Annotated in this window: 11 protein-coding genes and 1 pseudogene; all 12 read right to left on the reverse strand. The window is 39.4% G+C overall.

Features of this window, described 5'->3' with window-relative positions; all coding sequences use genetic code 11:
• A complete protein-coding gene (locus JCM16418_RS07675; protein WP_052020121.1) occupies positions 1–1947 on the reverse strand; it encodes a carbohydrate binding domain-containing protein in 1947 nt (648 codons plus the stop codon).
• 141 nt (positions 1948–2088) lie between these two features.
• Complete coding sequence (locus JCM16418_RS07680; protein ID WP_036647351.1) at positions 2089–2976, reverse strand: peptidylprolyl isomerase; 888 nt, start codon at positions 2974–2976, stop codon at positions 2089–2091.
• Positions 2977–3114: 138 nt separating this feature from the next.
• A pseudogene (locus JCM16418_RS07685) lies at positions 3115–5150 on the reverse strand (beta-galactosidase).
• A gap of 46 nt (positions 5151–5196) precedes the next feature.
• Positions 5197–6018, reverse strand: a complete 822-nt coding sequence (locus tag JCM16418_RS07690) for a carbohydrate ABC transporter permease (protein ID WP_036647353.1) — start codon at positions 6016–6018, stop codon at positions 5197–5199.
• Positions 6003–6932, reverse strand: a complete 930-nt coding sequence (locus JCM16418_RS07695; RefSeq protein ID WP_036647355.1) for a carbohydrate ABC transporter permease — start codon at positions 6930–6932, stop codon at positions 6003–6005. Before JCM16418_RS07695 ends, JCM16418_RS07690 begins: the two co-directional genes overlap by 16 nt.
• Before the next feature lie 73 nt (positions 6933–7005).
• Complete coding sequence (locus JCM16418_RS07700) at positions 7006–8355, reverse strand: ABC transporter substrate-binding protein (protein WP_052020122.1); 1350 nt, start codon at positions 8353–8355, stop codon at positions 7006–7008.
• 255 nt (positions 8356–8610) lie between these two features.
• Complete coding sequence (locus JCM16418_RS07705; RefSeq protein ID WP_036647357.1) at positions 8611–10215, reverse strand: response regulator; 1605 nt, start codon at positions 10213–10215, stop codon at positions 8611–8613.
• An 18-nt stretch (positions 10216–10233) separates the two neighbouring features.
• Positions 10234–12018 carry a sensor histidine kinase gene (locus JCM16418_RS07710; protein WP_158442416.1) on the reverse strand — a complete coding sequence of 595 codons (1785 nt, stop codon included), beginning with the start codon at positions 12016–12018 and terminating at the stop codon, positions 10234–10236.
• 215 nt (positions 12019–12233) lie between these two features.
• Positions 12234–12746 (reverse strand): ferritin, encoded by a 513-nt coding sequence (locus JCM16418_RS07715; RefSeq protein ID WP_036647361.1) that lies wholly within the window; start codon positions 12744–12746, stop codon positions 12234–12236.
• A gap of 188 nt (positions 12747–12934) precedes the next feature.
• Positions 12935–13765, reverse strand: coding sequence for a phosphoenolpyruvate hydrolase family protein (locus JCM16418_RS07720; RefSeq protein WP_036647363.1), 831 nt, complete (start codon positions 13763–13765; stop codon positions 12935–12937).
• A gap of 15 nt (positions 13766–13780) precedes the next feature.
• On the reverse strand, positions 13781–14989 hold the full coding sequence (locus tag JCM16418_RS07725; protein ID WP_036647365.1) for a Tm-1-like ATP-binding domain-containing protein: 1209 nt from the start codon (positions 14987–14989) through the stop codon (positions 13781–13783).
• A 109-nt stretch (positions 14990–15098) separates the two neighbouring features.
• Entirely contained in the window at positions 15099–16298 is a 1200-nt protein-coding gene (locus JCM16418_RS07730; RefSeq protein WP_036647368.1) for a phosphoenolpyruvate hydrolase family protein, read from the reverse strand.
• Between the last annotated feature and the right edge of the window lie 152 nt (positions 16299–16450).

Genomic DNA, 16450 nt, shown 5'->3' on the forward strand with positions numbered 1-16450 from the left:
TTAATTTTTGGTGATCATAAAATCGTCACCGTAAGCTTTAGCACTTCCAGAAGGCTTATAAACGTAAATCGTCGCAGTTGAATTACTTGATCCCGTTGTAAATGTAATACTTGCTTGAGCATAGCTGCTACTCGAGATAGCCGAATATTGCTCTGTACCACCATAATTCTTCACACCAATTCGAACGGGCTGACTGCTATCTGCCGTTTTTGCATAACCTGTAAGTGTGTAGGTACTACTCGGCTCCAAATTGACAATTTGTTCAGCAGATCCCGGTCCACCCGACAACTGAACAGCGTAAGACCCGCTCTTCGCGTTCCCGCTAATGACTGAGGCTGTGTTCCAATTCGACCAAGGCGTCAAATTTCCTTGTTCAAAACCACCATTACTCATTAAATTCGCTGGGCCACTAACCCCCGGTCCATTATAGGCACCACGGTTTGGTACTGAAGTGGAGGAAACCGCATTTCCAAAGTAATCCTTGCCTCCATGATTTGAAATGACTGTCCCCGTTCCGATCGCAGGAGATCCTGATACTAACTTATATCCATTAACTGTGTTTCTTCCTATTCCTCCGCTGCCTGCATCAGCCAGCAATGGGTTTGATGTTAATTTATTCGGATCGGCAGGCTCTCCGGATGTATGGACTCCATAAATCGTATTATAATTAAACGTAAGATTGCTTATGTTAGACAGTCCCTGCCAACTGCCAGCTCCTTGAAGCATCCATATATTATTTGTTAAAGAAATCGACTTCGTATACCCATCCCAGCTATTCACATATATTGGACTCGTTGAACTTCCAGGGGCGAGATAAATCGTGTTGTTATACACCTGAGTATTCGTCGTAGGACCGGACAGTTGAAACACTCTTGACTTATCATTCTGACTGATGTTATAACGAACGATGCCTCCATCATTCTTTGCATTGCCTGGTTGGCAAATCAATATAAAACCTCCGTCATTATCATGGCTGTAATTATATTGCACTACGGTACCCGTTTGGCCATAGTCGATATCGAATCCTTGACCGTCCTGTGAGGTATGCCCATTGAAAGCCTCGTTATATTGAATTGTCGTATTGTCGGCATTCCAAGCCCATATCCCTGCATTTACAGTGCCTGATCGCATATTAAATCCATTAACTGTATTATATTCAACTACCGCACCTTGAGTAGCCATAGGAACAATTCCGTCTCCTCCTACGTCCGTAACATAGTTGTTTGAAATGATAACATTTGTACTTGGATACCAATTATTCGTACCCGGACAGCCGCTATCCGTTCTACACCAGTAATCTGAATTGATATCGATTCCTGTACGATCTACTCGGGGTCCCACTGTATTTCCGTCAATTCGAATATCTTGGTAATTTGATTTTACCGAGCCAGCTATCGTACGGATCTTAATGCCTGAACTTCCGTTGCCATCCTTAACATTGTTACCAGATACATCATGTACATTGTTTCCCATAATCTGAATGTGATTAAGTGTTCCACCATTTTCATTCACGACGTATATACCATTTCGTCTTGAGCTTGCACCGTTATTATTTGTAATTTCTAGATTATTAATTTCCCAATATTGCTGATTATACAAATACACGGTAGACTCGTTCCCGTTTCCGTTGATAAACGGTGCGTTTCCAGATCCGTAATTGTCTATTACAATGGGTAAACTAGTAGTTCCGCTACCCTTCGGCCATAGCGTTCCCGTCCAGTTCCCCCCACGTTTTAATAAAAGTCGATCTCCGGGCTGGAACGTAGTCGAGTTAACCTTGCTTAAGGATTTCCATGCCGTGCTTGTATCTGTACCCGTATTGGAATCATTTCCACCTGTCGAGTCAACATAATATGTTGCAGCAGAAGCCGACACTGCAAAGAATACCGCTCCTGTAACGAATATAAACAACATTAAACTAGCGCTCCTGAATAACTTCATCATCATCTAAATATCCTCCTACAATTATGTTGTAAACTTGAACTAGGTTGACATAATATATCTTTCATTATTGTTGTATCTTAAGCTGCGCGTTCTCGATCTGTTGTTTGAGATACAACTTAAAATGATCATCGATATACTGCTGCATCACCTCCTCTCGGACATCGGCAAAGGTCTTATAGCTCCTGGCTCTCGCTGCGTAACCAATACAATAGAATAACTCTCCTGATCTTCAATAACTTCACTAATTTGTCCTATCGGCAATTCATTAACAAGCTGATAGTATTCACTACGATACTTGGAAATTTCTCGATAATTACTCTCTTGAATCGTATCCGTTCCGGTTAATCCTTGTTTACTTTCTAACTGTCGATAGAGATTCAAGAAGGTAGCTTTCCCATTCAGTTTATTCTTGATTTCGTTTAATTTCTGTTTAGCTTGCTCCGAATCTTTCTTCGGTTGACTTATTTTATAAATCCGAATCGTATCATGCTTTTTTGCCAATACTTCTCGATTCTGATTAAAATAATCCACTAGCTTTTGCTCGCTCATGTCCAAATCTTGTTTGGACCAAGCTGATTTAAGATTATTCATCATTACCGAATAGCGGTAATCATAATACGTTAAATTGGAGTACTGTTTCGGACCATACAGGACTTCCTTTTGTTTTATCGCATCTGCTCTTCTCTTATTTTCAATATCCAACTCTTTCAGAAAATGAGAGAACGAAATATCTTGGACAACTCCCATTTGTTTAGCGGCTTGTTGAGCCGTCTTTATCTCTAAGATACGTTCGATTGCTTTGGGATCATTGAATTCTTGCTTATTCGTACCCTCCGTTACGGATCGTCCAGATAACTGCATGATTAAGTGGATCTCCTCTTTCTCCACAGGGATTTCATTGACATAAGCCACAATATTCTCCGTTTGCACGGAGCTCTCGCCCTTGACTGTGTTTGAATGCTTAATGACAATGATCGAACTAAATAGAATTACAATGAACGTAGAACATATTAAGATTTTTTTCTTATTCAAAGAATCACCCCATATAAATTAAGCGCTTTCATAATTTGGAAAATAAAATGGACACTCTTGGCTTTGAAGAATGGGACCTGCGCGCTTGATCATCACAAGCAACTCACAGATCCCTCATTTCCCTCTAATACTATAGCTTTATACGAAACTTGAACGTTCGAGAATCAAGACGTCACGTCCTGCCAAGTGAACTTCATTCGATATAAACCGACCCGTTAGAAGCTCTCGATTCGGCGTTGCTCCAATATCGAACGACCTTTCATCTTCATTATGATTTAGGATGAACAAATACGACTTGTCCCCCTTCACCCTTTCAGAGACCTCTACACCAGAAGGAGTATGCAGCAGTGGTTGAATACCCTGCTCTGTACACAATTGCTCAAGTAATCCTTGTAGAAATGCTTGTTCTGGGCTACTAGCCACATAATATGCCTTCCCCTGTCCGTAATGATTCCTTGTTAGAACAGGCGTGCCTCTGTAGAAATCATCGCCATATTCGGCAAGTACTTCAGCATGTTCTGCATGGATGATGTCACATAGAATACCGCATGAGTAACTTCCATGGAGACTGCCAACTTCCTCAGTCATTCGAATATGGTTAGACTGTCCAGGATACAGGGCATCAATCTCTTCTGCCCAAATGCCGAGTACATTTCGCAGTTCACCTGGGTATCCCCCAAGGGTAACCAAATCATTTTCATTCACGATACCGCTGAAGAAAGTTGATACAAACGTTCCTCCATTACCTACAAATTCCTCGATTCTCTTCGCAAAACCTGGCTTCACCATATACATCACAGGTGCGATTACGACATCATAAGCTGTTAAATCTTCGTCCACACTGACGATATCTGTCCCGATATTGAGCTGATACAGCGCATCGTAATATTTATGCACTTCATCTACATAATTTAATGCCACACTTGGCCCGCTCGATAGCTCCAGCGCCCAGCGATTGTCCCAATCGAAGATGATAGCTACCCGATTTCTTGCACGAGAATTCATAACTTGATCACCCAATAGCTGCAGTTCCTTACCTAGCTCCGCACATTCGCGGAAGACACGTGTATGTTCATGACCTACATGCTCGATAACCGCACCATGATACTTCTCACATGCACCAATCGAACGTCTCAGCTGGAAGAACATCACGGTATCTGCTCCATGAGCTACGGCCTGATAACTCCATAATCGCATTACGCCCGGGCGCTTCAGCCCATTATAGGCTTGCCAGTTCTGCTGGCTTGGTGTTTGCTCCATAAGCATAAACGGCTGGCCGCTCTTTAAACCACGCATCAGATCATGACTCATCGAAGTAAAGCTGAGCGGCGTGTCCATAGAAGGATAGTTATCCCAAGAAACAATATCCATATACTTCGCCCATTTAAAATAATCCAGCTCGGGATAAGTACCCATCAAGTTCGTTGTAATCGGTATATTCGGAGTCACTATCTTTAATTGTTCATATTCTAACCGATAGCATTCCAGCAGGCTATCCGACTGAAAACGTCGGTAGTCCAAGGAAATCCCTTGAAAGTTCGTACGGTTTCCGTCCCACTCCTGCTAAGTGCGTTCGGTACGACAATCTCATCCCACTCATAGAACGTATGGCCCCAGAAGGAAGTGTTCCAAGCCGTATTCAGCTTCTGAATCGTTCCATAACGCTGCTCCAGCCACTCCCTAAATTGATGCTCACATGTGTCGCAATAGCAGTATCCACCATACTCATTAGAGATATGCCAAGCGGATAGCATCGGCTCCTCTTGATAACGTTCGGCAAGCTTTGCCGCCATCATGACTGAATATTTGCGGTAAGTCGGGCTATTTGGACAGGAGTTATGTCGTCCACCGAATTTTCGTTTACGTCCGTTATAGTCTACTCGAAGCACATCGGGGTACTTTTTTGCCATCCAGGCGGGATGTGCGCCCGTGCTTGTAGCTAGGCATACCCGAATGTTGTCCTGAGCTAATCTCTTTATGATTTTGTCCAGCCAAGTAAAATCAAACATATGTTCATCACGCTGCGATCGTGCCCACGAGAACACGTTAATCGTCACGACATCAATACCTGCGAGCTTGAACATTCGCAGATCTTCTTCCATCGTCGCTTCATCCCATTGCTCAGGATTATAATCTCCGCCATACCAAATTTTCGGCAGCTTTTCAGTTAACATCGTAGTCTAAATCCTCCTTAACGGAGCAATGTCAATGACAGAAGAATCAACCTTTGATTCCTGACATTGCTATGCCTTGTACAAAATATTTCTGAAGCGCAGCAAAAATAGTTATTGGAACTAATACGATCAAGCAAGCTCCAGCCATTTGAAGTGCATAGTTCTTGCCTGCCTCGAGTTGGAAATACTCCAAACCAACCGTTACAAGCTGCTTATTAATATCATTAATAAAGATGAAGGGGCTAATAAAATCATTCCAAGTCCAGATGAAAGTAAATAGTCCCATTGTGATTAATGCTGGCACCGCTAGGGGAAGTATGATTTTAAAATAAATACCATAATGGGATGCCCCATCAATTAATGCCGATTCGGTAAGATCTTTGGGAATCCCCATAAAAAACTGCCGAAGTAGAAATATAAAAAACACATCAAATGCTGCGGGTAGAATGATAACCCAGTGCGTATTGATAAGACCCAAATACTTGTACAACATAAATTTGGCTACGATGGTGGTATCCGAAGGAATCATCATGGCACTGATGAGAAATAAGAACAAAATATTTTTACCAGGGAATGTGAGTCTTGCAAAAGCATACGCAGCCATCGTCACGAGAAGGCCACGAAAAACAACGGTTAAGACCACAGTACTAATGGAGTTCCAATACCAATGGAAATAATATTTATGATGAAATATCGTCTCATAATTCAACGTATAGATATGCTCTGGTATAATCTGCATTGGATTAACAAAAACGTCTGCAGGTGCCTTCAATGAGGCCGATATCATAAAAATAAAAGGAATGACCATGAGCAAACCAATGACAAGCATAATGATGTTAAACACACTTTTTCTTAATAATGTACCCATCGTTTTTGTCCTTTCCATTGTATAATCGTGATGACAAGTACAATAGCAAACAGGATCATCGCTTGCGCTGATGCATAGCTATAATGGTTCAAGGTGAATGCTTCTTCATAAATATTCAAGGAAATAACTCGTGAAGAAGTACCCGGGCCTCCGTTGGTTAACATTCTAACCGAAGCATAGTTTTGGAAAGAACTAATGATGCTAGTAATCACTAAGAAGAATGTAGTTGGCGATATAACAGGAAGTGTGATGGACCACAGTCTCTTCCAACGACTTGCACCATCGATATCTGCCGCCTCGTAAAGATCTTTATTGACTCCCTGTATCGCAGCTAGAAATACGATAGTTTGAAAAGCTAAACTTTGCCATATATTAATCCCAGCAATTGTTGGGAGTGCTGTTTTCACACCACTCAACCATAGTGGAGGTTCAATTCCGAATTTTGCAATAATCTGATTCACTGGTCCTCCAAACGGATCCAAAAGGATAGACCATACAATGGATACTGCCACCACATTAGCTACATAAGGCATGAGAATGAAGGTTCGGGTAATGCCTCTCAGCGCAAATGTGCGATTTAATAGAATGGCCAGTAAAAAAGAGAGAATGATGAGTCCCGGTACGTAGAACAAAGCATACAGAAAGCTTTTACCAAAAGCATTTAATGCAATCGGATCATGAAATAACCGCGTATAGTTATCAAAACCGATAAACTTGATCATATTCATTGGTTTAAAGGAGTTATAATCCATGAGACTTATCACAACGGAATATACCATTGGAATGATATTAAAAATAAGAAATCCAATCATAAAAGGAATCACGAAGACAAAAGCGGCACCTTTTTCACGATATCCTATTTGTAACACTCTTGCTAGGATACTAGGTCTATCTGTTTTTCCATTACTTTTCATTTGAATAGCTCCTTACGATGGATGAAGGATTCCTTTGGTTATTCACCTTGGGAATCCTTCTCTAGAATGAAATCTACTTGCCACCTGCATCCTTAATGGCTTGATCAGCGCGTTTTTTGATCGATGCAACTGTATCGTCTAATGATTTTTGACCAACCAAATACAGCTCCGATTCTTGTAGAATAATATTGCTATATTCCGTGGAACCAGCGCCTGTGATCTTCTCATCTACAAAGCCAAGATCATTCGAAATAAGTGCTTTATCCAAATCCTCTACCGTAATTTCACCAGAAAGTTCATCCGAAGTCTTTTTGAAAAGCTGTTTGATATCATCATCATTCAAATCAACACGAGCGGGTAGGTTTCCACCATATTTATAACTATTCTCAGCCATCCATTTAATATAGGTATAAGCCTCTTCTGGATGTGCAGCATTTTTATTAACACCATAACCTGCTACGATACCAAAATTATTATTTCCTTTCCCGTCAGCAGGAACCGGAATTTGTGTTATTCCTACTTTCCAATCTCTTGGATAAGTCTTCTTATCCTTAAATTGATTGGTATACCAAGTACCGATAAAGTGCATTCCATAATTACCTGACATAAATCCATCCCATGAGAGCTTTTTAGATTTGAATTCTAACCAACTAGGCTGGATTTTTTCAACATTCCCAAGGTCTCCAAAGAACTGTAATGCTTTCTTGAAGGCTGGATCATCATAATTAGAAGTTCCATCCTCTTTATAACCGTTTACATCATATTGTCTTGCTAACATGTACATGTAATTATCGTAATCTAACATATAGGAACCATAGATTCCTTTATCTGCTTTTGTTAATTTTTTGGCTGTTGCAATGTAATCATCCCATGTCCAGTCACCCGAAGGATAAGCTACTCCAGCATCGTCAAAAATTTTCTTGTTGTAATAGACCGCCCATTTCCCTGCTTGATCCGGTAATACATACGTTTTGTTATCTGCAAATTTAGGTAGATATTTGCCAAACACTTTTGCAGAATCATAATTTTCCTTCTTCATCAGTTCATCTAACGGATAGAGCCATCCGTTGGATCCATATTTATCAATTAGAATTGGATTGGAGAGACGGATGACATCCGTTTTTTCACCGGAAATCATATCAATATCAATCTTTTTATAGACTTCGACTCCATCACCCGGTACGATGTTTAGTTCTACTTTAATTCCTGTTTCTTTCGTGAAATCAGCGAGTTCTTTTTTGACTTCATCACTTTCTGCTCGTTTTGCATCTTCATAAACCGTTACCACTCTTTCTTTCTCTGTGCCTTTATCAGGTGCTTCCTTTTGATCTGATTGCGTGCTGGCTGTGTTGCCACAAGCCGTCATTAACATCATGCTGACTAGCATTACAACAAAGGCTTGTCTCTTTTTCTTTAGACCCATTATGACCCCTCCATCTCATTTAACTACTGCTTCCCTTTGAATTATAAAGATCAATTCCCTACGCTTACATGCACATCTTAATGATCTGATATCTTTATTTAAGTTCTTATTATATGGTGATTTGGCATTTTAGAATGAGATACACTTTTTAATGAAAAGATGCACAAATTTACGATTTGTAACTTGAGTGCAGTTCCTTTGTCAAAAGAGCACATCAAAAAACGCAGCCGGATTTTTATCCTTGCCGCGTTTTGACTATATCCTCGTATCCGTCTTATAGTGAAAAGGAGAACATCCCACTACTTTTTTAAATACTCGACTAAAATAATGCTCATTCTCATATCCAACCATATGACCTATTTCATAAATTTTCAGCTCTGTCGTTCGAAGTAATTTTTTAGACTGTTCAATTCGGATGTTAGTCAGATAATCAATAAAGTTTTGCCCCGTCTCTTTTTTAAACAAGTTGCTTAAATAGGATGGTGAGAGTTGTAGAAACTCAGCTACAGATTCAAGAGTCACACTGTTAGAATAATTACGTATGATGAACCTCATGGCAGAATTAATAAGTCTGGAATTATCCGATAAGGAACCTGTTCCTTCTACCCAGGCCTCTTGGAGACGTTCAAGCCACTTCATCATATCTGACTTCGTATTACATTTATCCATAAGCTTCAAATGTGTGTCCATCCATACGGATGCATCCTCACCCCACCTTGAAGCTAGAAGAAATGCGATAGGCGCGCAATAAACCTTTAAACTATCTAAAGAATGAACATTCAGATTCCCTAGTAATCTCCGTATATTCCCCATCACTTTTATAACATTATTATCCTCATATCGATTCAGAGATAGCTCCAGATTGCGTATTTCTTTCGTAATCTCTGTCGACTCCAACGTTCGGTTAAGAGATTTGATATCTCTATAGGAAATCGTGCTTCCATCAGAATATGCATATCGCAAGCTTAGAGCTTCAGTTGCTTGTTTGTAACTATGCTTGATATCAAGAAATGTTTGGACAGGTTCGCTTACAGCAATGGAAACGGAAAAATTTAAATATTTTTTAAGCGCGAACTTCATCGTATCAGCCAAATGATAAGCCTGCTCCAAGGTCTGTTCGATGTCGAGATTTGGATTGACAAAATATAAAACCAAAAATTCCTTAGGGTGTGTAGACACGGGAAAGGAATTTTTATATTCAGATGATATTTCATTTAGAATGTTAAGAATTGCATAATTCAATAGATGAACTTCGTCATCCCCATATCGTTCATAGACTTCCATTCCATCGGTATGAAACATAAGAGAAATCTTAAAACCGGTTGGCAGATCCAGTTCCGCCTCTCTTGTTCTTTGTAAATATTCAGATTCAGTATGAATCCAACCATATGCTAAATCTTTTAAGAGCTTTTCTCGTAGTAATACAAGTTCTTTATTTCTTATTCGATTATTCTCCGAAGTTTGTTTCTTTTCGACATTCTCATGATCCAGCTTCTCTGCAATCTTCTTTAATTGATCCAAGAGTTTATCGGGTTCCATCTGCAATTTAATGAAATAATCTTCTGCTCCATTCTTCAAAGCTTCTCTGACATATTCATAATCATCGAAAGAACTAAGAACAATAAACTTTATTTCAGGATGTATCTCGCGAACATTACAGATTAATTCTATGCCGTTCATGATAGGCATTTTTATATCTGTGATGACAATATCCACTGGATTTTCGATTAGCCATTCATAAGCCTTTTTCCCATTCTCAGCTTCGCCAGCAACGATAAATCCATTATCTTCCCAACGAATCAACGACTTAATCCCTACTCTAGCTAACATTTCGTCATCAACGATCATTACCTTGTACATTACTTATATCACCTCGTTCTATTCATATAACTCTATGTTAGTTAAAGTAACGGGTATGATCATTTCAATCTCCGTAAAAATATCTTTTTCGCTCCGAATAATAAAAGCGCTTTCTTCTCCATACGTCAACTTTAATCGTTCTTTCACATTCATCATACCGATACCACCACTATGTACATCAAGTATCATACGATGATTCAGTTCTTCCAGCAAGATATTTGACATCCCGACGCCATTATCTCGAATTCGAATCATAAGTTGATTATTCAGGTACTTCATCGAGATAAGGATTTCCCCACCAGGATCTTCTTTCGGTTCTATACCATGAAATATAGCATTTTCAACTATAGGCTGTAGAATGAATTTAACGCATGGCATGGCTAATATCTCATCTTGAATATCATATTTCACATCGAAGTTGTTGTTATATCGAATCTTCTGAATGTAAACATAATCCTTCAAGTTCGATAATTCCTCTTCCACTCTTACAAAGGGACCATCATGCTTAATCGTATTCTTCAATAATCTTCCGAGTACTTCGACAACCTCTCGTATGTTATCTGATTTTTGAATAATGGCCATCCAGCGAATCGTATTCAGCGTATTGTACAAAAAATGTGGGTTAATCTGCGCTTGAAGCGCTTTGTACTCCGCATTTTTCTTCTTTTCTTGTTCCTCCAAATTAGAATGAAATAATTCCTGAATCCGCTTAATCATAAAATTAAAATGCTTATTCATAATTCCTACCTCATCTGGACGCTCAATATCAACCCTTACGGTTAAGTCTCCCTCCTGAACCTTCTTCATCGAATCGGTTAATTTACGTATGGGACTTACAATATGGGAGGATACAAATAACCATATGATGGAGGTTATAATGAATGAAATTAGAAATATACCTATAGTGTTCTTAAATATCTTATCGGTACCATTCTTAAGCGAAGAATAAGGGATTGTTTCAATAACACGCCAGTCATAGTTTTTGATTGGAACTTGTGCTAGAAGAAGCTGTCCCTCCTTATTGCCATTGGTAAATAGATAATCGTTATTTTGATGCTCCCTTATTTCTGCCATTCCCGGAAATGGTTCATTCATTAATTTATTCTCGGAATCAAATACAATGTGGTCCAAGTTATCTACAATGTATAATCTCCCACCTTCTGATAATTTAATGTTCTTAAGCAGTCCAGTGAAATAGGATTCTTTGAAGGTTAGATATAGCGTACCGATAAATTTATTGTTCTTATCGCCTTTAATCGCTCGTCCGAGTGCAACAACACTTTGATTTTGTACCCGATAATTGGCGATGTTTTTATGAATGCCTAGCCACATGACTTTTCCGTTCATGCTATTAACTTCCTTGAACCACGGCTGTTCTTTGATTCGTTCGAGATCTAAACTGTTAGCATCCTCACCATATAAAATATTTCTCCCATTATTGCCTAGGATTACTAGAGATGAGACATAGGCAAAAATATTCGTATTAATGGAATACGTTTCAAGTTCTTGATCAACACGCTTCATGTCATAATAATATTCAAGGTCATTACCATAAGAAGTCATCATCACATTTCGAATCACTGGATTTCCGTTAATGAATTTAGAAATATGCTCCCACTCTTCCAGTTCTTTTTCGATATTATCCCCAATAAAGCTTAGATTTGAATTAAAGGAATCACTTAATTTTTCTTCCAGTATATTGACCGAAATACGATAAGACGTAATGCTGATGATTGTTGTTGGAAGAATCAAAACTAGTAAAAAGGAAAGAATGATTTTATTTTTAATACTTTTCTTTATCATGTGAGCACAAACCTTCTGTTTGATATTCTGCATTTCTAAGGGCTTTCAACTCTTATATTTATCAACCCTCCACATTTTCCCTGTATACTACCATCCTGATAAAAATTAGACAATGAGTGATTTACAATATGTATGCAGCAGCGTGCATCAATCCAAAACAAAAAGAAGCTGCCTTCCCTCATTTTTGGGAATACAGCTTCTTCTTTGCACACATTCTAGGCTTCGTCTGCCGGTGGCGTAAATGTGCGTTTAGCCAGCTCGGAGTCTAGCATATAAAAAGCATTGCTGTCATTATCGATGCGACGCAGCTTCTGAATGATACTGTCGAAGGTTGCTTCTTCCTCCACTTGCTCATCAATAAACCACTTGAGGAAGTTAATCGTCGCATGCTCACGCTCATCCCAAGCGATATCGGACAACTCATAGATTCGTTTTGTTACTGTTTTCTCATGTTCGAATGAAAGTTCAAATGCATCAAGCAACGAGCTGTATTCATTCTGAGGATTTTCCATACCCGTTACAATGGCGCGTTTCCCCAAAGTATTTATAAAGTGAAAAATTTTCATTCCATGGAATTTCTCTTCTTCCGATTGCATGATGAAGAAATTAGCAAATCCATCAAAGCTTTCAGATGAACAATAGGCAGCCATGGCCAAGTAAACCTGAGAAGAATAAAATTCATAATTCATTTGATCATTTAACTTCACAAGTAGTTTTTCACTTAACATCCGGATCACTCTCCCTTAATTGCTTTTCTAGATGAAAGATAAGCCTGCACCATCTGGCTTCCTTCTATAGTTAGTATGTTGGAAATAAGCGGAAATGTAAAGGATTCGCTAAGTTTAATGTCTCAAATGTTACCTATGAAAAAGCCGCCAACACTCTTGTCAGCGACTTTACTCATTACATATTCACTTTATTTTGTTATTGATTTAAAAGAAACCGTCTGCTCTGTAATCCCCTTCTCCGCTGCGAAACGCTCAATACTAGATGCACCAAAGAATCCATCAATTCCTTCGGTTTTTTCAATTACATATTTCGCATCTTCTGGCTCTGCAATCGGTCCACCATGACAAATGACCATAATATCTGGATTCACTTTTTTACCAGCGATAATAATCTCTTCAATTTTTTTCACACAATCATCTAATGTGAGTGCCGTTTTAGCTCCAATTGTACCTTTTGTCGTTAACCCCATATGTGCTACGAGGATATCTGCTCCTGCCTCAGCCATTGCTTTGGCCTGCTCAGCATCAAAAACATAGGGTGTGGTGAGCATGTCTAATTCATGAGCTGTTCTAATCATCTCCACTTCTAAATTATAGCCCATGCCTGTCTCTTCTAGATTTTGTCTGAATACGCCGTCAATCAAGCCCACAGTGGGAAAATTCTGCACTCCATTAAATCCCTGTTCCTTCAACTGCTTCAGGTATACCTCCATCACTCGAAAAGGATCTGTTCCACATACGCCTGCTAATACGGGTGTATGTTTAACAACGGGTAATACTTCAGAACCCATTTCGACCACAATTTGATTGGCATCACCATAAGATAATAGGCCTGCTAGTGATCCACGACCCGCCATTCGATATCTTCCCGAATTGTAAACGATGAGCATATCTGCTCCGCCCGCTTCACTGCTCTTGGCCGTAATCCCTGTACCTGCTCCTACGCCTAGAAGAATCTTTCCACCTTTAACTTCTTCCTTAAACTTTGCAACAATTTCTTCTCTACTATTCTTATTCATATATAGTTCCCTCCATCATGTATTCATTAGGTCGATTAGCTTCTGCGCTGCTGCTTCGGCAAATTCAAGATCATTAATGGCATAATCCATTTCAATGATTTCTACAACATTTCTGTTTATGCCATTTCTCAAGGTATCAAATAACATTGCATCTTCCTCTACCCCATAGAAGGCTTCACCTTCAACATCTATACCAGATATCCCTTTAAGTGGCAGCATCAGCACGGTTTTTTCTTTAGCTAAGTTTAATTTTTCAACGAGCTTCTTGCCAATCGCTTCGTTCTCTTCGACCGTAGTTCGCATGAGCGTTACCGTCGGATTATGCTTATAGAATGTATGACCTTTAAATTTCTCTGGGATCGTATCATAGGGTCCAAAGTTACACATATCCAGCGCACCGACAGATACAACCTGTGGAATATGGTTTTTAGCAGCGGCCTCTAATCGATGAGGACCTGCATTCAGAACACCGCCAATAATCTCATCTGCCCACTCTGTTGTCGTAAGATCCAGAACGCCTTCAATAAATCCGGCCTCTATAAGCGCTTCCATCGATTGCCCACCAATACCCGTAGCGTGGAATACGAGTACTTCATACCCTCTTGCTTCAAGATATTTTCTCGCTATTGTGATACATGGAGTCGTTACTCCAAACATCGTGGCAGCGATCAAAGGCTTTTTATCGATTACCTTCGTATTTTCGAATGTAACCATACCTGCAATGGCAAATACCGCATTTGTGAAAATTTGAGTTGAAATCGAGTTCAGCCCAGAAACATCCACAACGGATGGCATCATCACAATATCACTAGTGCCTACATAGGGAGCCGTATTTCCTGATGCTACAGTAGATACCATGACTTTAGGAACGCCAATGGGCAAAGCCCTCATCCCCGGTGTGACTAACGAAGTGCCTCCTGTTCCACCAAAAGAGATCATCCCATCAAATTTACCCTGTCTATATAATTCAGGTACAAGTTTTTCCATGCCTTTGGATAAGACCTCTGTTGCTAAAGCTCTATCGTTCTTAGCGGCGAGTACCTTAATGTCCATGCCTGCGGCCTCTGCTACTTCGCTGTTTGATACATCTGGTTTAAATGTCGATTCAAATACACCTGTGTGAATTGTAAATGTACCTAATCCCAAGCTTTCGATTAATTCTTTAACGTACCCATACTCATCACCTTTAGTGTCAAAAGTTCCTGCGATCGCGATTGTCTTCATTGTCCAATCCTCCTCTTACCTGTTAGGTTAAGATGTACACATATCAAAGTAAGATTAACTATGAATCAATCATACTGCGTAGATTTTCGAATGAAAACGCTTTAATGTCTTATGTTTTTGTGTTTATGTTAGATTTATATTGTTTTGGAGAAAAACCCTTAACTTTTTTAAACATTTTGCTAAACTGTGCATAGTCTTGGTATCCAACTAAATAGGCTAATTCGGAGAGTTGAATCTTATCCCTGTCTAATATTTCAATAGCCCGATCCATGCGGAATCGAACAATGTATTCTTGAAAGCTACAGCCCACGCTCTTTTTAAACAGACTGCTTAAGTAACTTCTAGATACATGAGCCACCTTGGCTAAATCTGAAAATGAAATCTCATTCATGTAATTCTGCGCAATGTATTCTTTCACAAATTCAACATAGTCATAGTGCTTCGTAACACCATCTAACATTTTAACCATCAAGTCATCTTCATCCAGCTTACCCGTTACTTTGAATGCCTTGGTAATATTCGTGATAGACTTTTCAGAAGGAATTCTCTCAAAAGACGATCCTCCAATGTACCCCATTAAGTCTTCGTTGTTACTATACATATATTGAACATCAATCGGTGTTTTTACAGGACCACCATAAATCATTTTCACGATGCCAGGCTTTAATTCATTACAGATTTTAAATATGTTATCTGCTCTTATCTTAGCAGCTTCAAGTGAGAATACTTTCTTGGCTCCTAATAATCCGCCTTCGGTTAAGCCTAAGTGAACACATATGACATCAGCACCAGCCTCTATCATTTGCGTAGCTTGGATTTCATTAAATACAAATGCGACGGTGAACATGTCTCTGTTATGAGCTATTCTTATGGCCTCTACTTCAAGGAGATATGAATTCCCTTCATCTTCAAGCGCCTCGCTAAATTTCCCGTCAATGAGACCAACCGTCGGATAGTTATTAATACCAGAGAAGCCCCTATCTTTAATTTCAATGATGTAGTCATCCATATTCTTCGTGGGATCGCTGGCATTCAGTCCAAATATAATAGGGATATCCTTGACCAATGGAATAATCTCTCTTGATGCAAAATCCATAACCATGTCATTACTATTACAAAAAGGCAAGAAACCCGCGAGTGAGCTCCTTCCCATTTGACGAAATCTACCGGAATTCAGCATTAATATGAAATCGGCTCCACCCTGCTTAGCATACTTTGCAGTGATTCCCGTTCCCGTGGATACACCAATAATATGATTTCCCATGGCTAGCTCGGCTCTAAGATTCCCTAATATCTTCTCTCTCTCCATCCTTACCATTCCCCTTATCTTCGTAGCTACTTCATCTATTATCCCACAGCTTGAAGAAACATCATTAATCAATACAAAAAAACGAACCCCTTCAACTCTAAGGTTCGTTTATTAAGAATAAGTTTTCATTAAAATCAAGGCATCTAAAATAT

Origin of the sequence: Paenibacillus pini JCM 16418, assembly GCF_000576305.1 — a bacterium.
Lineage (GTDB): Bacteria > Bacillota > Bacilli > Paenibacillales > Paenibacillaceae > Paenibacillus_AQ > Paenibacillus_AQ pini.

Excerpts from the sequence above, each read along its gene's own strand:
- JCM16418_RS07675 (WP_052020121.1), bottom strand. The coding sequence starts at position 1,947 with ATGATGATGAAGTTATTCAGGAGCGCTAGTTTAATGTTGTTTATATTC.
- JCM16418_RS07690 (WP_036647353.1), bottom strand. The coding sequence starts at position 6,018 with ATGGGTACATTATTAAGAAAAAGTGTGTTTAACATCATTATGCTTGTC.
- JCM16418_RS07695 (WP_036647355.1), bottom strand. The coding sequence starts at position 6,932 with ATGAAAAGTAATGGAAAAACAGATAGACCTAGTATCCTAGCAAGAGTG.
- JCM16418_RS07700 (WP_052020122.1), bottom strand. The coding sequence starts at position 8,355 with ATGGGTCTAAAGAAAAAGAGACAAGCCTTTGTTGTAATGCTAGTCAGC.
- JCM16418_RS07705 (WP_036647357.1), bottom strand. The coding sequence starts at position 10,215 with ATGTACAAGGTAATGATCGTTGATGACGAAATGTTAGCTAGAGTAGGG.
- JCM16418_RS07710 (WP_158442416.1), bottom strand. The coding sequence starts at position 12,018 with ATGATAAAGAAAAGTATTAAAAATAAAATCATTCTTTCCTTTTTACTA.
- JCM16418_RS07715 (WP_036647361.1), bottom strand. The coding sequence starts at position 12,746 with ATGTTAAGTGAAAAACTACTTGTGAAGTTAAATGATCAAATGAATTAT.
- JCM16418_RS07720 (WP_036647363.1), bottom strand. The coding sequence starts at position 13,765 with ATGAATAAGAATAGTAGAGAAGAAATTGTTGCAAAGTTTAAGGAAGAA.
- JCM16418_RS07725 (WP_036647365.1), bottom strand. The coding sequence starts at position 14,989 with ATGAAGACAATCGCGATCGCAGGAACTTTTGACACTAAAGGTGATGAG.
- JCM16418_RS07730 (WP_036647368.1), bottom strand. The coding sequence starts at position 16,298 with ATGGAGAGAGAGAAGATATTAGGGAATCTTAGAGCCGAGCTAGCCATG.